The following is a 22,271-nucleotide window of genomic DNA, read 5'->3' on the forward strand; positions in this document are numbered from 1 at the left end:
CTATGGTGACTCCTATAATGTGTGTAATTTATACTTCAGAATAGAACGGATGAGTCGAAATGCATAACAACAATACTATCGAACTTTTAAATATTTGGCTGTCCCTTACTAAACTCCAATCGAACATAAACGATGAATTGGAACGTGCACTTCAAGAAAACTATAGTTTATCCTTAAATGAATTTTTGGTTCTGTATTTCTTATCTCAAACTGAGGAAAAGAAATTGAGATTGCAGCATTTACAAGAGATGGTTGGGTTAAGCCAAAGTGCTTTATCTAGACTGGTAGTCAGAATGGAAGCAAAAAGCTGCGGAGCTTTGCAAAGACATATATGTGAAGATGATCGTCGGGGAATCTATACAAGCATGACCGATTTTGGTGAAAAGAAATTTGATAGAGCGCTCGAAACCTTCAACCAGATTCTGGAGTCAGTCCTTTCAAAAGATGAGTTGAAGCAAAAATTACAATCACTTATTGAAAAAATATAATCCTTTCATATAAATTAAAACTTAATACGAAAGTTAATGCTTGAATAGAGCAAGATTTAATCCTAGGTCTAGAGAATATAATCTCTGGGCCTTTATTACGTAAACGCATAGTTTAAACGATAGTTGACAAATAAAAAATGCATGCTGTATTATATGCATGTGCATGCATTTAGTATAGTGTTCACTATAAAACCTAGAAAGGGGTCTTTCTTAATGAAAGATTTATTTAGTGCTTATAAATTTAAAGGCTTGGAATTAAAGAACCGGGTTGTCATGCCTCCAATGTGTCAATACTCTGTTGAAAAGAAAGATGGTATAGCTACCGATTGGCATTTCATGCACTACGTAAGTCGTGCAATTGGTGGAACTGGATTTATTATAATTGAAATGACCGATGTAGAACCGGATGGACGGATTTCTGATTTCGACCTGGGATTGTGGTCTGATGAGCAAATTCCTGCATTGAAAAGAATTGTAGATGCCTGCCATAGTTATGGAGCAAAAGTAGGTATCCAAATTGCTCATGCTGGACGTAAAGCAGAAGATGCTGAGGTGCCTGTTGCTCCGTCCGCTATTCCATTTGATGAGAAATCTAAATTACCTAGAGCTCTTTCAACACAAGAAGTTAAAGAAATGGTGGAGAAGTTCCGCGGTGCTGTAGCACGTGCTGTGAAGGCCGGAGTTGATGCCATTGAATTACATGGAGCTCACGGATACTTAATCCATCAATTTCACTCTCCTCTTACCAACCAAAGAGATGATGAATACGGGAAAGACCTTACAAAGTTTGGTCGGGAAATTATTCAGGCAGCCAAGGCAGAGATGCCGGAAGACATGCCGCTTATCATGCGCATTTCCGCTAAAGAATACGTAGAAGGAGGATACGACATTCAAGAAAGCATTTCTTTTGCCAAAGAATATCAACAAGCAGGAGTAGATATTTTTGATATTTCTTCAGGCGGGGAAGGACCTATCGCTGCGTGGGGTAGACCAGGCAGTCACGCAGCATACCAAGTGACACTTGCTCGAGAAATCAGACAAGCACTCGAAGTTCCAGTCATTGCAGTCGGAAGACTCGATGATCCGATCCTGGCAAACGCTGTAGTAGGAAATGAGGACGCAGATCTTGTGGCTGTCGGGAGAGGAATGTTAAGAAACCCTTATTGGGCTCTTGAGGCTGCAACAAACTTGAAAAAAGAAACAACGATCCCGAAACAGTATACTACAGGTTTTTAGATACAGTTTCTGCTGGTAGAAATATAGGAAACTGCAATTATCGAAGTGAAAATGACTCAAAAGCAACCGACATATCGGTTGCTTTTTTATTTATTTTGATCAAACATTTAGTAAGCATATGTTAACAAAATTCACTATACTGGAATGGTTATAGAGTTTGAATAATGTAAGTAAATAAAGGAGGTCTATATGTATGAAGAAGACTCATACCTCTGACCATATTAAAATTCCGCCAGGATTTTGGACGGGATTACACGAATTGGGAATTTCTGCTCACGACGTAGCTCATAAAGCACGGCTGCCGCTTAACATTATGACAGAACCAGTAGTCACCCCAGCCCAATATTTCGCGATCTGGCAGGCTTATTCCGATCTCATTGGTGACACTGCCAAAGGAATCATCAAGCTTGCAACCGTCTTTGAAACAGCGAAGTACCCACCGACCGTCTTAGCGACTTACCACGCTCGTAACTACCGAGACGCTCTAAATCGAATGGCTCGGTACAAACAATTATGTCCCCCTGAAACCTTACGTATCACTGAAGAGGGCGAGCACTGTACAATCGAACTGGAATGGCTGTATACCGAGCAGCCTGGTCCACCGATGCTGATCGGTATTACGCTGGCATGTCTTCTAGAGCTTGGGCGCCGGGGCACTGGTCAACCTTTGACGGCACAGCTTGTGGAATTTTCGCAATCAATGGGCGATGTACAAGCTCTTGAAGCTTACTTCGGTTGCCGTATCCGGATTGATGCAAAATGTAATCGAATGACGCTACATCGAAGAGATCTGGACCTCCTTTTTGTTTCGTACAACGAAGAATTGCTGGAGATTCTTACTCCCGTCCTAGACCGATCTCTGGCTGAACAGCAACGCAACTGCTCCATTACCGAAATGGTCAAATGGATTATAAAACGGAGCCTCACAGGAGGACGCCCTGATATTGAGGCTATCGCGAAGGAACTCAACATGAGCGATCGCACGTTGCAGCGCCGGCTCACTGACCAAAACACGAACTTTAAGCATCTGCTGACACAAGCTAGACATGAGCAGGCACGAAAGTACTTGGCAGACCCATCGCTTGATATTAAAGAAGTGGCTTTCTTGATTGGATATGAAGACCAGAACTCGTTCTATCGGGCTTTCCGCCTTTGGGAAGGTGACACTCCTTTAAATTGGCGTACTAAACATTTAGCTGCAAACTCAATATCAGAAGGACAGCTCGGAAGACCGTCTATTCATTAATAGATTCCAGACTAGCCAATTGTTCAGAGAGCTAGTTTTATTGAGTTTTATCAATTGGCGTGTGAAACAAGAATTTTGGCGCAATATGCTAGTTACTGAACAATCCAGGCAAGGTAATATAATCAGGACTCTTTAAAAGGCTGATCTTAACATAGTTTGGAAGTAGAGAAAAAGGAGAAATGTATGATGGATATGGGTTTAAACAATAAAACTGCTTTAATTACAGGATCAACGAAAGGTATAGGTAAAGCAATAGCGATTGAACTTGCCAAAGAAGGTGTGAATGTACTTATTAATGGACGGAATTATGATGAGGTAGAACAAACAGTAAATAAAATAAAGTCAAAGTTCCCAACTACCTCTCCCCAAAATGCTACGGCCGATATTGTGGATAAAGAGCAAAGAAAAGCATTATTTGAAAAATACCCCGAAGTTGATATTTTGGTTAACAATATGGGTATTTACGAAATTATGCAGTATGAGGACGTTGACGATGAAGTGTGGGAAAAATACTTCCGTACTAATGTCCTTGCTGCAAATGGATTAGCTAAATTTTACTTATCTAAAATGTTGAAAAACGATTATGGACGCATTGTTTTCATTGCGAGTGAAGAAGCAATTATGCCTTCAGGACAAATGCCTCAATATTGTATGACCAAATCCATGCTGCTATCATTGTCAAAAAGCTTGTCTAAATTAACAAGAAGTACAGAAGTTACCGTTAATACAATCATGCCAGGACCAACACTTTCTGAAAATGTACATCAAATCATTGAGGGGATTTACGCCAATGAAAATATGACTTTTTCAGAAAAAGAGAAACAATTTATGGCCGCAAACCTGCCTCAATCCGAAATACAGCGATTTATTAGACCTATTGAAATTGGTAGATTAGCCGCATTTGTATGTAGCCCATATGCGTCTGCATTTAAGGGTTCTCCAATCCGTATGGATGGGGGAATGGTGCCAACTATTTTTTAATATTTTTACTGCGAACAGGGCTTCGCTGCGTTTTACCGTAATGCATCAAGCACATCATCGAGCGCAAATACTGTCCTGATGAGACAAGCTAATTTACCTTTGCATAAAGGGATTTGAAAGCTGGATTAGGGCTGTGAACTGGAATTATTGTCACCTACCAATCGCTACCAAAAACAGCCGATTGCTCGGCTGTTTTTTAACTAAATTCCTTTCTCTTTCGTTGAAAAATTAACGTTAAATAAAGAGTAGAGGGGTTTATTTGAAGAAACGGTGAACCTATGACTCTCGCAATTGTCCTGAATCCAGGCGTCGCCGACTCATGAATACCAAAGTCAATGCAATTACCGTAAGGACAATCCCAAGCACTTGAAATCCCTCGAAGCTGAACTTACCTCCCATTACGATACCTATCAACAATGAAGAGAAAATGGTTCCCAGATATCTTGATGTATTAAATAATCCGGATGCTACACCGATTATTTCTTTTGGAGAACTTTGGAACAAGGCTGCTTGCATACCTACATTGTTCAGTCCGTTGCTAATACCGAATGCAGCCAAAGCCAAACACACGCTGATCACCGGAGAAGTTGGATTTAATGTTACAAGCCACACAGATCCCAATGTCATCAGGATTGCCGATACCAGTAATGCCGGTCTGGGTCCTGATTTATCAATCCATCGTCCTGCTATTGGAGAAGCAGCTAGCGAGCACAAGCCTAAGCTTAGCATGAGAATCCCTGTTTGGAACTCGCTTACATGCCTTACCACTTGCAAGTAGGACGGAAGCCCGAAAAAAAGCGAGTAATAGAGTACGTTAACGAACATGAATTCGACATTAACCCAAGTCAACGCAGGATATTTGGCAAACGTGCGTAAAGGAATAAAGGGTGACGTCGCTTTTAACTCATATCGTACGAATGCCCCCAGCGCAACGAGGCCTATTAACCCGACAATAACGTTTTCTAACGAGATATGCCCAGATGATTTTGCCGAGAGTAATCCGACGAGCAGGGCAACCAGCCCTAATGTGAAGAGTAGGATCCCTCTTGCATCAATTAAATCAAACCATTTACGAAAGGACATGTTGCGTGCAACAGATGTTGGCGATTCGTCCTTAGGAATAGTCCTCCAAGCCAATAGAAAGCTGGCTACCACAAACGGAATATTGATGAAAAAGATGGCAGGCCAATTCCACCAATGAACCAAAACCCCGCCAATAAAGGGTCCAATTGCTGCTGCTCCTGATAGGAAAATGGACAAAACAGACAGCGCAGTCGCTTGTTTCTCTGTAATATGAATTCGAACAATGGCCATTCCAACCCCAACCATCATACTTGTTCCGATGGATTGTACAATGCGGAACACGATGAGCCATCCAAAGGTTGGTGACAACGGAGCTAATAATGATGCAATGAAGGCTACAACAAGTCCAATAAGAAACATCTTCCTACGGCCGAATAAATCGCTGGCCTTTCCCATGATAGGTTGAGCTATGCTACTTGCAATGTAGAAAGAAAAAATAATCCAGGAAACACCTGTAAAGTCAAGTTGGAACACATTTTGCAGACTTGGAATTGCAACAGAAACCATCGAAGAATTTAATGGGTTCAATAATATCCCTAGACCAACTGAAATCATTAACCACCAGCTGCGAACACTCATTTCTGGCCCCCCCATAGCGAATTAATGTCATCGTACTTGAAATCGATTATTTATTCCAATGCATTTAATGATATAATCTCATTGATTTGAGGGAATGAATGGGGGATGCGAAATGGAACTTCTTCAACTGCAATATTTTCTCACGGTAGCTCGTTTGGAACATGTAACCGAAGCTGCACGAAGTCTGCACGTTACTCAATCGTCGCTCAGCAAAACGATTCAACGCTTGGAGGAAGATTTGGGAGTCCCTTTATTCGATCGAACAGGGAGGAAACTGCGATTGAATGAGTTCGGAAGCAGATTCCTTTACCGTGCAGAAAGGGCTTTATTTGAATTAGAACAGGGGAAGCAGGAGCTTAGCGACTTATCCAGCCCAGAACACGGAACTCTCGAATTGGCAGTGACCACCGCAAGCACATTACCAGGTATTCTTCGAGAGTTTCGGAGAAAACGACCCTACATTCAATTTCATGTACAAATGCTGACCACACAGGAAATGGTTACACTTCTTCATAGAGGAGAAGTTGATTTTTGCTTGTCTTCACCTCCTGTTGAAGGCGATGACATCGAATGTAAAATCGTATGTATCGACCCCATTCTTGTAGCTGTTCCAAAGGGGCATCGGCTTGCGGATCGAAATAGCGTATCCTTGACAGAGCTAAGGGAAGAATGGTTTGTCGGCGTAAAAAGAGGCTATGGTACTCGTGATTTAGTGGACTCTGTATGCATGTCGGAAGGATTTGTGCCTAACTATGTGTATGAGGGGGATGAACCTGCAAGGCTTAGTACTCTTGTGGAAGCCGAAATTGGGATAGCTTTCATACCGAGCACGGCACAAAATTCGCAGGAACATCTCAAATATCTCCAGGTAGAGAATCACGAATTGATACGTGAGATTGCTTTATTATGGAACAGGAATCGGTATATTTCGCGGGCTGCTCAGGAATTTCGCGAGATAGTAGTAGAATATTTTGCGACGAATTCCAAATAGACAACTTAACTCCATATATGTTTTTGATGATCTACCATTGAAAATAAATAAGTAGGAGATTGCGTTAATAAGATAGCGCAGAGGCTAAACATTGTTATCCAACGAGCAGGAACTAACCGTTTTTGCTTTACCTTGTCATGAAATGATTATCGTCAAAAATAACAGGTGATATTTTTATTATTTTAATGATAATATGGTTAGGTAATTGCAATTAAACAGATTTTTACTTTTATTTTGTGGAGGCGTTAGAATGAAGTACATAGTGAAAAGAAGGGCACAAATTAAAGGGGATAACGCATCACTGGCCCTATAAACTGCGTAATCCCTGGCATTTTTAAGGGGTTTGCATAATGGAAAAATCGATTGAGAAACGTATTCCTAAATCTTTGATTTGGCTGTGCGTGCTTGCATTTTTCAGCGTATTGAATGAGACGGTGTTCAACGTATCGTTGCCCGACATTGCCGCTCAATTTGGGATTAAGCCATCCGCTGCAAATTATGTTAATTCCAGCTTCATTCTTTCTTTTGCCGTAGGAACGGCCGTTTACGGAAAAATATCGGACATTTACGGCGTAAAAAAACTGGTTCTCATCAGCATGATGATATATAGCGGGGGATCGCTAATTGGCTTGCTTTTTCATGCCTGGTTTCCGATTTTGCTTGTCGCACGATTTATCCAAGGAGCGGGTGCTTCTGCCGTCCCCGGACTGATTATGGTCATCGTTACCAAAAGTATCGAAAAGCAGCATCAAGGAAAAGCTTTTGGAATGATTGGATCGACCGTTGCTCTGGGAGAAGGTTTTGGTCCTATACTTGGAGGCTGGATCGCGGACTATGTACATTGGTCCTATCTGTTTTTTCTGCCAATGATGACGCTAGTCACACTACCTTTTTTCTTACGGACGCTGCCTGACGAACCTATGAAAAAAGGTGGGCTTGATGTTCTGGGAGGCCTGCTCTTTGTTCTTGGAATTGTTTCGTTCACTTTATTTACGACACATTACGAGTGGTGGTATTTGACCAACAGTGTCATTCTTTTCATAGGATTTGTGCTGAGAATTCGAAGAGCTAAGGAACCTTTCGTAGAACCAGCTTTATTCAAGAGGAGAAGGTTTATTGTCGGCGTATTTGTAGGGGGAATACTTCTAGGGACCGTTGCAGGATTTATGTCTATGATCCCTTACATGATGAGAGAAGTACACCAGATGTCGACAAGCCTTATCGGAGGCGGTGTTCTGTTTCCAGGAACGCTTAGCGTGATTCTTTTTGGGATCGTTGGCGGTTCTTTGGTCGATAGGCAGGGAGCTCGTTTTGTCATGGTTGCAGGGTTATTGCTTCTCGTGATGGGGCTTTTCATCGTTTCACTTTTTGCCGATCGTAGTCTCTGGATCATTTCAGGAGCATTGGTTTTGATTTTTGGTGGACTATCCTTTGTCAAAACGGTCATCTCAACCATTGTGGCAGGCTCGCTAAGTGCTGACGAATCAGGCTCAGGTATGGGGTTTTTGAATTTTTCCTGCTTTTTGGCGGAAGGGATTGGTATCGCAATTGTAGGCGGGCTGCTTACACAGCTTAGGTGCAACTTTCCTATTCTCCCGATCGTTACTGACGTTGCAGCGTATTTGTACAGCAATTTGACGTTACTACTTCTAGCTGTAGTAATTACAGGCGGTGTCATTTTTATGATCGTATTTAAGGGGGAAAAGGCTTCCTTGGATCATTAATAGAAAATAATAATTTTTATAGAGCTGACATTGATACGTAATGATGTCAGCTTTTTTGTACAAAAAACTAAACTTTTTAAAGGGTGCATACATTGATTATTTGGACATCAACTAGATGTTTTTTCGGTATTACTGAACGTTTCCTATGAGGCTGAGCATCGCGTATAATATATAGTAAATTGTTATGTACCGAGTGTGAGATTCGTTTATTTTGGTTTGGGGTGAGTGTAGTGGCATCTATTCATGAGGTGGCGAAACAAGCAGGGGTATCGGTGGCAACGGTATCCAAAGTGATTAATAATTATTCTGATGTCAGCAGCAAAACGAGGAATAAGGTGAACAAGGCGATTGAATTGCTGAACTACCAGCCGAATGTGGTTGCCCGAAGCCTCGTGAAAAAGCGTTCCTGGACGGTCGGGATGTTCCTGCTGGATTTCTTCACGAATCCTTTTATTTCGGAGCTTCTTGATGGGTTAAGAAAGTCTCTTGAAGATAGCGGTTATGACCTGCTCTTTCTATCACCGAATCTTAGCAATCCCGATTATACCTTCACTAAGCATTGCATCAGCCGCAATGTAGATGGAGTTGTCATGTTTGGTGTCGATCGAACTAATCAAAATTTTTTGGACTTACTTCAGGCTGAGATGCCGACGATGATGATCGATATCGATCTGCTGGGACCTAGAACCGGATATGTAACAGCCGACAATTGCAGAGGTGCTTACTTAGGTGTTCAGCATTTGGTGGAACTCGGACATAAACGCATCGCTTTTATTTCAGGGGATTTGGGATGTCTGGTTGGTCAAACGAGATTTTCCGGGTATCAGGAGGGGCTGCGCTCGAACGATCTTCCTTACTACGACCAATATGTGGAGGTAGAGAAATACAGCATTGAAGGTGGATATAAGGCGATGAAGCGCCTGCTACAGCTTCCGGAAGCACCGTCCGGCGTAATCTGCTCTTCAGACTATATGGCGACCGGTGCGATCGAAGCAATTCGCGAAATCGGAATGCGAGTACCTGATCATATTTCCGTTGTTGGGTTTGACAACACATTCTATGCGGAACTGTCCATGCCCAAGCTTACAACAATCAATCAGAACATTACGCTAATGGGAATGAAAGCAGGAGAGCATCTCATCCGAATGATTGAGAATCCCGATTATTCACCGCCAACGGAGATTGTCCCGGCAAATCTGGTTGTACGAGACTCGACAGGAGAGTATAAGGAATAGTTTTTTAAGAATTGACAAACACAAAAACAAATTGTATTTTAATTATGGTGTAAGCGCTTAATATAAGGTCCCTTGAATCACTTCTGCTCGTTCTTGTTTCATTCCCGAGTTATGGACAAAAGGGAAGGTCTCATATTGCGTCAGAGGGGAGGAAACTGGAATAGATATGATTTTAAAAGAAGGTGGTGATCCGGAAGACGTAGGGCGATATGTTGTTAACCTGAGGAAAGCGTGAAGATGTTAATGGTTGAATCTAATTGAGTCTATTGGAACAGGAGGTTTCACTAACATTTTTATTTCATTTTCGAAAACGTTTTCGCCAACAAGTTTGAATGCTGTCACTGTTCTTGAATCCGGCCGATATGCAGATGAATATCGGGGCTACTTGCCGAAATTTTTCGCGTAATCATGCCATATTAAAGGGAGAAGAGAATTATGAAAATGTCGTTCAATTCATTCACTAAGCCATTAATCATGATCCTACTGTTCAGTTTATTAACGCTACTTTTTCAAGCGGCCATACCTGCAACGCCCGCTTCTGCAGCTGCCTGCGCAAACCCTGTAAGTTATTTCGGTGAAATGAAAGCAAGTGGAAACAAGATTAACGGCTCCAAAACGAATCGGCCTATGATGGTCAAAGGGTCGAGCTTCTTCTGGAGCAACTGGTCCGGTCCATTTTGGAATACCGCCACGGTGAATCGGATGGTGGATGAATTCCAAGTAGAGATCGTAAGAGCGGCATATGGCGTGGACCCCAGCGGAAATCCGTATAACACGGCCGATGAATCCAAAGTTCGTGACGTGGTCAATGCGGCAATTGCTAAGGGGATCTATGTTATTATCGATTGGCACTCACATGACGCGCACAACAACGTCAACGCCGCTAAAAGTTTCTTCAGCCGCATGGCGCAGGAATACGGAAGCTATGATAACGTCATTTTCGAGATCTATAACGAACCTACGCAAGTCTCGTGGGGGACAATCAAAAGTTACGCTGAGCAAGTTATTCCAGCCATTCGTCAACATTCTGACAATCTGATTGTCGTTGGTACGCCATTCTGGTCTCAGAATGTAGACCAGGCAGCGAACGATCCCATTACATCCTCTAGTAATATCGCCTATACATTGCACTTTTACGCTGGAACTCATTTTCAGTCGCTCCGGGACAAAGCCAACTACGCAATGAGTAAGGGCATCCCGCTATTTGTTACCGAGATGGGCTTTGTTAACGCGGACGGCGACGGCGGCATTAATTACGATTCCACGAACCAATGGCTTGACTGGATGAACCAGAATAACCTGTCATGGGCCAACTGGGCGATTAATGACAAGACAGAAGGCGCCAGTATTTTCAATACGAACGGGAGTCTCACAGCAGGAGGTAACTATCTGAAAAGCATTCTAGCCGGGCACGCTCCGTATGCCGAGTGGAGGCAGAATGCGGCTTGCGGTGGCAGTAGCACAAACACATTATATGACTTCGAGGGTAGTACGCAGGGCTGGACCGGTTCGAATATATCCGATGGTCCATGGAGCGTAAACGAGTGGTCATCCAAGGGCAGTAATTCTCTTAAAGCAGATATTATCATGTCTGCTAATTCCCAGCACTACCTGCTTCTCTCACAAAGCCGCAACCTTAGTGGTAAGGCAACGCTAAGCGCGACCGTCAAACATGCATCTTGGGACTCTACAGGTGACGGACTCAATGCCAAGATTTATGCCAAGACAGGATCAGGTTGGGCTTGGTATGCTGGCAAAGCTGTCAAGATTAATTCTTCTGGAGGTACGACGCTGTCGTTCAACCTTGCATCTGTACCCAATCTTGACGATGTTAGGGAAATCGGCATACAATTTCTTGCCTCGGCGAACAGCAGCGGTAAGTCAGCCGTTTACGTTGACAACGTGACACTTCAATAATACATTCCTAACCTTTCCTGCTAAGGAACTTCATCGCTATATTGTGGGTTTGCCTTTTCGACCAAGTTATTTGCGAATAGTGGAGAAATGATGCTAGTGATAGCTGATTGATCCATAAAACTGTGTCAAATTAAAGAGGCAAGAGGAAAGAGGAAAGAGGAAAGAGGAAAGACGCAAGATAAAGCTCTTGTCCAAACCAAGTGACAAGAGCTTTATTTCATTACCGATTGTGTCAATAATATGATCTCATTACTCATGGTCTTCATGAAGTACCTGTATTTTGTAGTTGGGAAATATAAGGCTTACAAAAGCTGGTACATATACCGAATTACAAACCAAACACCTCAGTAATTAAAGAGAATCAATAAGCCTCCTTTTAAGTACAACCTTATCTTAGTCTTCGGACTGGAGGAAGGTTGTTTTTCTTTGTTATAAAATAGGCATCATTTGTTGTGTCACACAATTATTCCCTAACTAATCATTCACATTATGATATCGCGGATTTACGAGAGAAGACAGGGACTATGATGAATAAAGCAAAATTCTCATTATTGAAGATTTAGTAGCTGTCCTATTATCAAATAACATTATGACATGTACTTTTATCACAGTGACATTCCAATACATAAGAATTGTTAGATATACTTGAGCTGCCTAAGGTTAGGTCCTCAACTTTATGACATGTCTTGAGGGAGGCGTAAAATGAGAAATAAGAAATAAGAAATAAGAAGAGGGCACGTCAGAGGCCAGTATTTTGCTAGGAATGAGAAAGGATGAAATCAGGTGACTTATATTGCACAAGAGAATCGATACGAACAAATGAAATATCGGCGGATTGGACGGAGCGGTGTCAGGCTCCCGGCCATTTCGCTCGGCTTGTGGCAAAATTTCGGCGGGGACAAACCGTTTGAGGATAGTCGTGTAATGATATTACGTGCCTTTGATCTTGGTGTCTCGCACTTTGATTTGGCAAACAATTACGGACCACCTCCCGGATCGGCCGAGGAAACCTTTGGACACGTTTTAAAAAAGGACCTCGCACCTTATCGGGATGAGTTGTTTATTTCAACAAAAGCTGGCTACTATATGTGGCCTGGCCCGTACGGTGAGTGGGGATCGAGAAAAAACCTGCTTGCAAGCCTGGATCGCAGCCTTCAGCGAATGGGACTCGACTATGTCGATGTCTTTTACCATCATCGTCCCGATGGTGATACCCCCTTAGAGGAATCGATGGGAGCGCTTGCTCATGCTGTGAAATCAGGCAAAGCACTGTACGTCGGTTTATCCAATTACGGACTGGAGGAGACGAAGCAAGCAGCTGTGATCCTTAAAAACCTTGGTACACCGCTGCTCCTCCACCAGCCTATGTATTCAATGCTGAACCGATGGGTTGAGAACGGATTGCAGGACGTGCTGACTGAAGTGGGAGCCGGCACAGTGGCTTTCTGCCCGCTTGGTCGCGGGCAGTTGACGGGAAAATACATCGATAAGCTGGAAACTGAATTTAAAACAGGCCTGCGCACGTTGAAACCAGAGGCCATATCTCAGGAGCGGATTAACAAATTCCGTGCGCTGGAGGCGATCGCGAAGCGCCGCGGTCAAACGTTGCCGCAAATGGCGTTGACATGGGCGCTGCGCGAAAACGGCGTGGATTCGGTGTTAATCGGTGCAAGCCGTGTAGGTCAAATTGAGGAAAATGTGCTAGCAGTACACGCAGATCCGCTATCGGCAGCGGATCTTCAAGAGATCGACCAAGTTATGCATAATATCGGGGATGTCCCCTGGTAATGTCATGGCAACAACACGATTCATTAAACGAACAAATCAGTCGAGACTTGAAAGACCCATTGAGCTGTCTCTTTTAAGCCTTGCGCGAAAGTGTGATGGAGAAAGTCCCTTCACTTTTTTAAACATTTTGGAGAACAGTAGCGGGTCGCTATAACCAACAGAATAGGAGACTTCCGTGATGGACAGCTGCGAATTGTCCAGCAGATCGCCTGCTTTGTCCATCCGGAGGTTCAACAGGTATTGTTGTGGGGAAACATTAAGAATTTCCTTGAAAAGGACGGACAGATAGACACGATCAATCCCAACTATGTGTGCGACCTCGGAAATGGAAACTCTTTGGTTATAGTTCATTCGAATAAACTCGACCGCTTTACGAATGTAGGCGTCTTTGGGCCGTACCTCGGGCAGTAGTTGACTCGTAGCGACCAACATTTCGATCCAATCGGCGAGTAACCTGAACAAAATGCTCTGTCTTCGTAGTTCACTGGTGCTGTGGTTCACGTCGCAGGCAGAAAATTCATCCAAATAAAAATCAAACCAAAACAATGGGGAGTACCTGAATAAGGGATGAAGGGGAGAAATGTGCGCCTGCTCGAATAGAGGTATAACCCCGTTACCCGAAAAGGCTATCCAAGAATAAATCCAAGGATCAGTTGGGTCCGCTTCCATGTAACAAAGAATGTTGTCGTATACGATAAAGCCTTCGCCTTGCTGAAGATGAAAGGTCTTTCCGTCAATCTGGTAAACGCCTCTACCCGCATGGATAAACATGATTTTGTATTGTCCTTTGATGCCGGGCCCCCAAGAATAGCTGGGTTCACATACTTGTTTGCCGTGATAACAGTAACAAATATCCATCTGGTTGCTTTCCTCCTATAATAGTACATCATGACATATAAGATCCTGAAAGTCACTTGCGAAATGAGTTCACTTATAAGGAGTATAATGCTTGATCAGTTCCTTACGGACTATACGAGTCGTCAAACAGATGAATACGGTGGATCCATTGAAAACCGGATACCAGTTATTGCGAATGGCCAGCTTGATGATCCTGATAAGGCTGCCACAATCATTGGGCAAGGGTTTGCTGACGTAATTGCGTTGGAGAAAGGCGTACTTGCAAATTATGATTGGATAAAGAAGGTTAGAAATGGTGATTCGTTATCTGAGCTGGATCAAAATAAAGTTTTAAGACCGGATGCAACCATTAAGGATTTCGAGATTAGTCAATAAGATGATCATTGCGTAACCAACCATTTGGAGGTACGGATATGATGAGGACGTAGCTGAGATAAAATCGGAAGAACCATCGAAGGATGAAAAGTCCAGAGCGGTGGTTCTTTTTTTCTTTTGTTACCTATGCCATCATTATAGATGGAGGGCGATGAACAATGTTCCAAGATTTTAAGCTCGTTGGTGACCGTCCGGTCGCGATACAAGTAAAAGAATATATTAAACGTTTAATTATAAAAGGGACGTTTCATAAGGATCAGAAGCTACCCTCCACACGAGAAATGAGCAGTGTGCTAAAGGTGAGTCGCAATACAGTTATTGCAGCCTATGAAGGCCTGGAGGACGATGGATTTACGTATACAATACCGAGTAGAGGCAGCTATGTGGCCGCTATGGTGGACCTTTTGGTTGCGGATAACGGAGAGGCTGACGCCTCCTTCGCCTGGCAGATTGATTGGAAGACAAGAATGAGCAAGTACGCTGTATCGGCTGCAGAGCTTGATATGATGAAGCAGGGCATTCGCGCCCCAAGAGGAATCATCTCGTTTACAAGCATCGCACCGGATGAGCAGCTGTTTGATCTGGGAGATGTAAGGCGAGCCTTTATGGATCGGATGGCAATCGAAGGGCAGGTGCTGCTCAACTACGGCTATGCCAAGGGTTACAAACCACTGATCGATTACCTGATGAGATATATGGAGAATAAGGGCGTCGATATAAGCGGCAAGGATCTACTGATTACAAGCGGTTTTACAGAAGGCTTCGATATTGTGCTGTCGGCACTTCGCCCTTCAGCGCGCCGCGGTACAGTAATTTGTGAAAATCCGACCCATCACACAGCGATCAAAAATTTAAAGCTACAAGGCTTTGAGATTACCGGCATTCCAATGGAGCGGGATGGTATTAATGTGGAGCAGCTTGAAGCGGTATTGCAGAAGCAGACAAGTAGCTTCGATCTCGCCTATTTGACTCCTTCCTATCACAATCCTACAGGAATTGTCATGTCGCCGGCAAAGCGCAGCGCTGTAATGAATTTAATGATGCGCTATCAGATTCCGGTGATTGAGGATGGTTTTAATGAGGAGCTGCGCTATTCAGGAGCGCATATTGCGCCATTAATAGCAACAGCAGGGCGAGGGAACGGAGTCATCTATATTGGCAGCTTCTCCAAGGTGCTGTTTCCTGGCTTGCGAGTAGGCTGGGTGCTTGGAGATCGAGCGCTGATTGACACTCTGGAAAGCATTAAGCGTGCGCGCACCATTCATACCTCAACAATCGACCAATCGATATTATATCAATATTTGCTCAATGGAAATTTTGAGAAATATGTAAAAAGAGCACGTATGGAATATAAGCGCAAATACGAGCTTACGAAGGCATGCTGTGATACCCATCTCTCTGAGGCGCAACTATCTGGCGATGGGGGCTTGCATGTGTTTCTTACCTTCCCGGCAGGTGTAAATACGCGCCAGTTGCTTGAAGCATGCATAGATCAAGGCGTTATATATACACCTGGAGACAAGTTTTTTATACAGGAAGGTGAAGGGACGAATACTTTGCGGCTTGGCTTTTCCCGAGTAACGGATGAACAGATCGAGCGGGGTATTCAGATTATAGGCCAACAGGTGCGTAACTTTCATAAGGCATGTGGTCATAAGAACAATCCGTAACTGCACTATGATTTTTTAAGAAAATGGGGTGTCATGATGAAGATTGGCGTTATTATGGGGGGGACTTCCACTGAGCGTGAGGTTTCTCTGCAGACAGGTCAAGAGATGCTGAATCATTTGGATCGCAGCCGCTATGAGGTGGTTCCAATTGTGATCGATCAGCCAGCGGATTTAATCGCACAGGTTCAGCACACAGACATCGATTTTGCGCTGTTAGCGCTGCACGGCCAATATGGCGAGGATGGCACGGTGCAGGGAGCGCTGGAGACACTGGGCATTCCCTATACAGGGAGCGGTGTTCTGGCAAGCAGCCTGTGCATGAATAAGCAGCTGTCCAAGATGCTGCTGAAGTCGGCAGGGGTGCTTACGCCTGCAGGCCTCTGCTGGCAGGGAATGGGCGATTATGATCAGCAAGCGGTAGAGCAGTTGGGTTATCCCGTTATTGTGAAGCCGAATATGGGAGGATCCAGCATCGGCATCCAGCTTGTGCATAATGAGAAGGAGCTTCACTCGGCTATTCAGAAGGCTTGTGCTTTGGATCAGACGATTTTGGTTGAGCCTTTTATTCAAGGGACGGAGCTTACCTGCTCAATTGTGGATGGCGAGGTATTACCGATTATCAGGATTCGCTCTGCCCATTCTGAATGGTTCGACTATAAAGCGAAATATGAGACCAGCGGTGCTGAGGAGAAGGTGATCCAGCTTCCTCCCGTTATTGAGCAGCGTGTGCGCGAGACGGCGCTTGCCAGCTATCGGCTGCTGCAGTGCAAGGTGTATGCAAGGATCGATATGATTTTGTGCCAGGATGTACCTTACGTTTTGGAGGTAAACACCTTACCCGGAATGACCGCTAACAGCCTACTTCCGAAGAGTGCAGCTGCAGCAGGCATAACCTTTACGCAGCTGCTGGACCGTATTATTACTAGCTCACTTCATGAGCGAAAAAGGGAATGAGAGAAGGTTTAACATGTTTGATGGATTAGACCAGCTAGAATACCTTGATACGGAAGCTTTCATCTGAGAGAACATCGGAAGACTTTTTGTTCATCCTAAAGAGAATTTAATGGTCTATAAAGTAAAGGGATTAGACAGAAAATGGCGAAATATTGTTATAATGGTTAGAACGGAACAGCGTTAAACTGATGTAGATTTGAAGGATGTTGCAGCATTAATGCAACTTGATTTTGCTTCAAGATGGGGAGGTGTTCACATCTCTATTCGCACCTTATAAAACTGTAGGAGAACGAATACGAAAATGAATATTTTAATCAGAGAAGTGAAGGCTGAGGACGGTGAGTGTAGCACAAACATTGATGGTAGCTTTATCGTGGATTCTACCCTTGTTTTGCAATTAACGGGACAGCAAATCGAATATACGGTGAAGGAGAGGCCTATTAGTAAAAAAAGCTACGATGATGATCAGTTTGAGGAAGACACAGTTGAGGATTATTCGAATTATATCGACAATCCCGATCAGATCATATATTTAGCGCTCGTAAATAATCAAGTCGTAGGTCAAATTGTTCTGAAAAGGAATTGGAATAAGTATGCATATGTGGAAGATATCAAAGTCGACAAGCTATATAGAAGCTTCGGTATCGGTAAGGAACTAATCGAACAGGCTAAACGCTGGGGGAAGGATGGCGGAATGCCAGGAATCATGCTGGAGACACAAAGTAATAATGTTCGCGCTTGTAAATTCTATGAAAGTTGCGGTTTTGTGATCGGTGGATTCGACTCCTACGTCTACAGAGGCCTAGATAAAGAAAGTGACGAGATCGCGATCTATTGGTATCTGATGTTTGATTAGAACGACAAATTTATTTGAATAAAGGAGGACAAAAAGATGACTAAAAAGAGAATGGAATGGGAGGAAGGGAATTGGATCAATTCACCTCTATATGCCCGGAAAGAAGGAGATTTCCTTAAGGTTGCGCCTGAAAAGGGAAGAGATTTTTGGAAAAAGACATTATATGGTTTTGAATTTGAAGATGGGTCCGCTTTATTATCGGATTGGAATAATAACACGGCGGTGGAAGTATCGTTTCAACTCGCATCCTTTACGGAGCTTTATGATCAGGCAGGTATTTTGTTATACCATGGCCCCGAGCAATGGATTAAAGCGGGGATAGAAATCAATGATGGCATTCCTCAGCTTTCCACAGTCGTAACCGCTGGGTATTCTGACTGGTCGCTTGCGGCTGTGCCGGAGTGGGTTGGTGAAGAAGTCACCCTCCGCGCTTCCATCATCAAGGATGCTGTGGTCATTCGCGCACGGACGGAGAATCATGGATGGCGAACGATTCGTGTGGCGCGTTTTCCCTACACCACTGGAAATCAGGCAGGTCCATATACCTGTTCGCCAACCCGTGAGGGCTTTGAGGTTACCTTTACTCGCTGGCACTTTACAGAGCGGGACCAAGACCTTCATAGTGATCCTCCTGTAGAACATCATTGAAGAACGAATGCACAGCTGAGCACAGCAATATGAGATACGATAAACTAGCTTATATGCACATAAAATAATGATTAAGAGTAGGTGTCTCATAATAAAATATATTGTAATGGACCCAAAAGGGAAGATGTGTATTTTGCTGTTAAATCCGGGACTGATAAGGAAGACCAAAGCGGAAAACTACTACTTGACACAATAAAATACATACTCTAAAAACTCCGATTTTGTCTTTCCTAAGTTCAGTTTTTTACGCAACAGACATGAGGTTGAAAAATATTTGATGTAAAGCACGCCCCATAGAGTACACACAGGGTAGTCTAAATGACATACTCTACTGTGTATTCTATGGGGCATAATTATATCTCTTCTCATCCATTTTAAAGATCAGCGGTTTAATATATTTATAGAGGAGTTATGCCTACCAGCATCTTACGGTCCTTCTCTTGGCAGATAACTATTCCCCGAATGGCAAGCTCTCTTTAAGCGCCCACAGGTCATCATAGCTGGAAATACGGTGATCTGCCTTGGATAAATCCTGCTGGCCCGAGCCTGGGTTGTGTAAACCAATGCAGCGCATACCAGCACTCTTGGCTGCATGAACACCATTTCGTGAATCCTCAATAACAATACAATGGTCCGGGGCTATGCCAAGTAGTTCGGCGGCATATAGGAAGATGTCTGGTGCCGGTTTACCCTGGGATACCTCTTCTCCAGTGATTCGAATATCAAAGTAACGGCCAAGTCCCGTTTTTTCCATAATGAGATCAATCAGCGACCGCGGAGAGGAAGAGGCTACTGCAATCGGAATTCCTTTTTCCTGTAGCCAGTCCAGCCACCGTTCCAGTCCGTCGATCGCCATCAGGCCCTCATATGCTGTTATGGTCTGCATCACATTTTTTCGGTGATAGGCAAGTGCCTCTTCCAATGTGTTAGTAAGTTGATGCCTGTCCAGCACTTGACGCCACATGGATTCGAGTGTCACTCCAACATAGGTGTGATGCTCTTCTTCCGTCATGGGTGCACCGAAATGGGCAAAGGAGCTGCGTTCAACCTCAAAATAAATCGGTTCGCTGTCTACCAACACCCCATCCATGTCGAAAATGACCGCTTTGACCGGAACGGACGCTGATAGGTCTCCTGTGCATTCATGATTCGTCGGTGTAACATGATGAATGCTCGTCATGTCCATTCTCCCCCTTGTTAGTAGCTAATTTAGTTGCCGGAGCCATTCGATTGCAGCACAATCTTGATCGCCTGAGACGAAGGCTGAAGGGTCCGCTCGCTGATATTACATCCAAGTGTCTTAAAGGCTTCATGGTAATCATCAAGCGGATACGAGTGGGTTATGATTTTTTTGGCAGGAATGATTTGCTGCTCAATCAGGTAATGTGCCGTGGAGAACGTGCCCAGAGAATCAATCGAGCCGATGATTTTAAGGCTACGGTCAACTACCTCTTTCGGATTAAACGAGCTTACACCATCTCTCAGCCCTACCAGCATCAAATACCCGCCGCTCGCAAGCTGGCTTAGTACCTCAGTGCCGACCACTCCTGTGGTATCCACAATCATGTCCACCTGATTTTTTTCCGGAGCCAGCTTATGAATGGCCGCTTCCAGCGTGGCATGCGCGGACCACCGTTCGGGGGCAATGGAATCCGCTATGGCGAGCCGCTCCTCCGAGATGTCAACGAGGCAACCAGTTACTCCTTTCGAAGCAAGAGCATAGCTGTACAGAATCCCGATTGGACCTGCGCCTATAATAACAGTGGTGAAGTTCGGCAGCAGGTTAATCTGGTTGATCCCGGTTAGCATACAGCTCAGCGGTTCGGTCAGCGTCGCTTCTTCGTAGCTGATATGATCCTTCAGCTTGTACAAAAAACGGTCCTCAGTCACATAATAATCGGTGAACGTACCGTCGGCGCTGACTCCGGTCTCTGTTACGGATTTGTGTGTACAATGATTTTGTCTTCCTGTCCGGCACATTTCACATTGACCGCAGTAGTATGTTGGATCAATCACCACCCGGTCCCCAGGCTTGAGTGAACTGACGGCTGATCCAACAGCGACAACATCCCCGGCTGACTCGTGACCCAAGATCGTGGACGGCACGGCATGATATTTGCCACTAATGATACCTAGATCCGTACCGCATACGCCTGTCGCCCGAATCCGGACGAGTACATCGTTATCCTTTTTAATCTCCGGGATCGGTCTTTCCTCAAGTGCGACATCCCAAGCTGATTTGTATACTAGTGCAAGCATGAATAATTCCTCCTTTTGCCTATTGGGCAGATCGTTAGTGAAGGGTAGAAAGAACGGCATCAAGCCGTTTAACAATTTCGACAATCTCATCTTCTGTAGCCGTGAGAGAAGGTCTCACTTTGACCACATTGCCATAACCGTAACGGGAACCTCTGAGAATTAATTGCTGTTCCTCAAATGCACGATCGATAATCCCATTGCTTTTCACTGCATTCGGGGCATCGTCCTCATCTACAATTTCCAGTCCCCACATTAGTCCGACGCCACGAGCCTCACCAATGCAATCATGCTTGTCGGCCATCTCCGTCAGCAGGGATCCAAGCAGGTCTCCTTTGGACCGGACGGCTTCCAGAAAACCGGGTTCGGTTACAACCTCCAGCGTGGATTTGGCTGCCGTGACCGAGATCAGATTGCTGCCCGAGGTAAAGGAATGCTCGTGCTTCTCCAGGACATCAAGACGAGACTGCATCAAGACCGCTGCAACCGGGACACCGATGCCACCCAGACCTTTGGCGAGTGTAATGATATCCGGTTGGATGTCAAACAGCTCACTTGCGAACATGTAACCTGTCCGTCCAATTCCGGTCTGCACTTCGTCAGCAATCAGAATCATTCCGTGCTCGTCGCATAGCTGACGGAGACGCTTGAAATATCCTGGAGGCGGGATGATATTACCTCCGTTGCCCAGAATGGGTTCGATAATCATGCAGGCCACAGACCCAGAGCTTGCATACTCAATGGCGTCTGATATGGCGTCAATACAATGATGACCACACTTGTCTGGTGAAGAATTAAAGGGACAGCGATAGCAGTAGGGGGCAGGCACATGCAGAGAGTTTGCTGCAGTTGAGTTAGGAAAGTTTTTCCGGCGGAAGGCATTGCCGGAAATGCCTGTTGCGAATTGGGTTTGTCCATGATGTGACAGATGCAAGCTGATGATATCAGTAGCTCCGGTATATTTCTGGGCCAGTTTCACAGCACATTCGTTCGCTGTGGAGCCGGTAATATCTCTCATCCACCCAGCGTCGATACCGTTCGGGGCGTACTGGATTAGATGATCTAGGACTTCTTCGACATAAGGCTCTGTAAAAGACGAAGACATGTGAGCAAGATTGCCGACCTGCTCCTGTACTTTTGCGACGACATGAGGGTGGTTATAACCGAGCGACAAGTTGAAGGTGCCGGATACGCCATCCAAATACTCCTTGCCCGAATCGTCAATCAGAGTAATGCCTTTACCATATCTGAAACGTTCTTTGGTTAACGTATGCACGATATTTCCCCTCCATATCAGAATATACATTCTTATTAAGTCATCTTATAAAAGTGTACCACCCTATTAGAGCATCACGCGGCTGAACTCACCTCCCCAAAATAAGAAGT

General features: G+C 44.3%; 19 protein-coding genes. 14 read left to right on the forward strand and 5 right to left on the reverse strand.

The annotated features are described in order from the left end of the window. Positions 1 to 59: 59 nt before the first annotated feature. From ACU1JV_RS26285 to ACU1JV_RS26300, 4 genes are all read left to right on the forward strand, one after another. A complete protein-coding gene (locus tag ACU1JV_RS26285) occupies positions 60 to 488 on the forward strand; it encodes a MarR family winged helix-turn-helix transcriptional regulator (protein ID WP_025678381.1) in 429 nt (142 codons plus the stop codon). A 213-nt stretch (positions 489 to 701) separates the two neighbouring features. Further along, entirely contained in the window at positions 702 to 1,724 is a 1,023-nt protein-coding gene (locus ACU1JV_RS26290) for an NADH:flavin oxidoreductase/NADH oxidase (protein WP_013371141.1), read from the forward strand. 193 nt (positions 1,725 to 1,917) lie between these two features. Continuing rightward, positions 1,918 to 2,970 (forward strand): helix-turn-helix transcriptional regulator, encoded by a 1,053-nt coding sequence (locus ACU1JV_RS26295; RefSeq protein WP_413986134.1) that lies wholly within the window; start codon positions 1,918 to 1,920, stop codon positions 2,968 to 2,970. A 186-nt stretch (positions 2,971 to 3,156) separates the two neighbouring features. Then, positions 3,157 to 3,951: an SDR family NAD(P)-dependent oxidoreductase gene (locus ACU1JV_RS26300; protein WP_413987565.1), complete on the forward strand. Its 795-nt coding sequence runs from the start codon at positions 3,157 to 3,159 to the stop codon at positions 3,949 to 3,951. Between the two features lie 276 nt (positions 3,952 to 4,227). On the opposite strand, the gene ACU1JV_RS26305 is transcribed toward ACU1JV_RS26300, so the two are convergent. Beyond that, positions 4,228 to 5,613 carry an MFS transporter gene (locus ACU1JV_RS26305; RefSeq protein ID WP_013371144.1) on the reverse strand — a complete coding sequence of 462 codons (1,386 nt, stop codon included), beginning with the start codon at positions 5,611 to 5,613 and terminating at the stop codon, positions 4,228 to 4,230. A 112-nt stretch (positions 5,614 to 5,725) separates the two neighbouring features. On the opposite strand from ACU1JV_RS26305, the gene ACU1JV_RS26310 reads away from it, so the two are divergent. The 5 genes from ACU1JV_RS26310 to ACU1JV_RS26330 all read left to right on the forward strand — a co-directional run bounded on the left by ACU1JV_RS26310 (position 5,726) and on the right by ACU1JV_RS26330 (position 13,268). Then, a complete protein-coding gene (locus tag ACU1JV_RS26310) occupies positions 5,726 to 6,604 on the forward strand; it encodes a LysR family transcriptional regulator (protein WP_413986135.1) in 879 nt (292 codons plus the stop codon). A gap of 350 nt (positions 6,605 to 6,954) precedes the next feature. Further along, positions 6,955 to 8,328, forward strand: coding sequence for an MFS transporter (locus tag ACU1JV_RS26315; RefSeq protein WP_413986136.1), 1,374 nt, complete (start codon positions 6,955 to 6,957; stop codon positions 8,326 to 8,328). A gap of 230 nt (positions 8,329 to 8,558) precedes the next feature. Beyond that, positions 8,559 to 9,563 carry a LacI family DNA-binding transcriptional regulator gene (locus tag ACU1JV_RS26320; protein ID WP_413986137.1) on the forward strand — a complete coding sequence of 335 codons (1,005 nt, stop codon included), beginning with the start codon at positions 8,559 to 8,561 and terminating at the stop codon, positions 9,561 to 9,563. Positions 9,564 to 10,142: 579 nt separating this feature from the next. Then, positions 10,143 to 11,480: a glycoside hydrolase family 5 protein gene (locus ACU1JV_RS26325; protein WP_413986138.1), complete on the forward strand. Its 1,338-nt coding sequence runs from the start codon at positions 10,143 to 10,145 to the stop codon at positions 11,478 to 11,480. 783 nt (positions 11,481 to 12,263) lie between these two features. Continuing rightward, complete coding sequence (locus ACU1JV_RS26330; protein ID WP_413986139.1) at positions 12,264 to 13,268, forward strand: aldo/keto reductase; 1,005 nt, start codon at positions 12,264 to 12,266, stop codon at positions 13,266 to 13,268. Between the two features lie 36 nt (positions 13,269 to 13,304). On the opposite strand, the gene ACU1JV_RS26335 is transcribed toward ACU1JV_RS26330, so the two are convergent. Next, positions 13,305 to 14,126 (reverse strand): helix-turn-helix domain-containing protein, encoded by an 822-nt coding sequence (locus ACU1JV_RS26335; RefSeq protein ID WP_413986140.1) that lies wholly within the window; start codon positions 14,124 to 14,126, stop codon positions 13,305 to 13,307. Between the two features lie 87 nt (positions 14,127 to 14,213). On the opposite strand from ACU1JV_RS26335, the gene ACU1JV_RS26340 reads away from it, so the two are divergent. From ACU1JV_RS26340 to ACU1JV_RS26360, 5 genes are all read left to right on the forward strand, one after another. Next, a complete protein-coding gene (locus ACU1JV_RS26340; protein ID WP_413986141.1) occupies positions 14,214 to 14,501 on the forward strand; it encodes a xenobiotic reductase b in 288 nt (95 codons plus the stop codon). A 158-nt stretch (positions 14,502 to 14,659) separates the two neighbouring features. Continuing rightward, a complete protein-coding gene (locus ACU1JV_RS26345) occupies positions 14,660 to 16,171 on the forward strand; it encodes an aminotransferase-like domain-containing protein (protein ID WP_413986142.1) in 1,512 nt (503 codons plus the stop codon). 36 nt (positions 16,172 to 16,207) lie between these two features. Further along, positions 16,208 to 17,125 (forward strand): D-alanine--D-alanine ligase, encoded by a 918-nt coding sequence (locus ACU1JV_RS26350; RefSeq protein WP_413987566.1) that lies wholly within the window; start codon positions 16,208 to 16,210, stop codon positions 17,123 to 17,125. Positions 17,126 to 17,426: 301 nt separating this feature from the next. Next, positions 17,427 to 17,981: a GNAT family N-acetyltransferase gene (locus ACU1JV_RS26355; protein WP_064963314.1), complete on the forward strand. Its 555-nt coding sequence runs from the start codon at positions 17,427 to 17,429 to the stop codon at positions 17,979 to 17,981. A gap of 36 nt (positions 17,982 to 18,017) precedes the next feature. Next, entirely contained in the window at positions 18,018 to 18,629 is a 612-nt protein-coding gene (locus ACU1JV_RS26360) for a DUF1349 domain-containing protein (RefSeq protein WP_013371156.1), read from the forward strand. Positions 18,630 to 19,080: 451 nt separating this feature from the next. Here the strand turns inward: ACU1JV_RS26360 and ACU1JV_RS26365 are convergent, their stop codons facing one another. From ACU1JV_RS26365 to ACU1JV_RS26375, 3 genes are read right to left on the reverse strand one after another with little or no spacing between them, the layout of a single operon-like run. Beyond that, entirely contained in the window at positions 19,081 to 19,809 is a 729-nt protein-coding gene (locus ACU1JV_RS26365) for an HAD family hydrolase (RefSeq protein WP_165084025.1), read from the reverse strand. Positions 19,810 to 19,838: 29 nt separating this feature from the next. Further along, positions 19,839 to 20,888: a 2-amino-2-deoxy-D-mannitol dehydrogenase GutB1 gene (gene gutB1, locus ACU1JV_RS26370; protein ID WP_413986143.1), complete on the reverse strand. Its 1,050-nt coding sequence runs from the start codon at positions 20,886 to 20,888 to the stop codon at positions 19,839 to 19,841. Positions 20,889 to 20,922: 34 nt separating this feature from the next. Further along, positions 20,923 to 22,191 carry an aspartate aminotransferase family protein gene (locus ACU1JV_RS26375; RefSeq protein WP_254207958.1) on the reverse strand — a complete coding sequence of 423 codons (1,269 nt, stop codon included), beginning with the start codon at positions 22,189 to 22,191 and terminating at the stop codon, positions 20,923 to 20,925. Between the last annotated feature and the right edge of the window lie 80 nt (positions 22,192 to 22,271).

The organism is Paenibacillus sp. T2-29 (assembly GCF_052921365.1).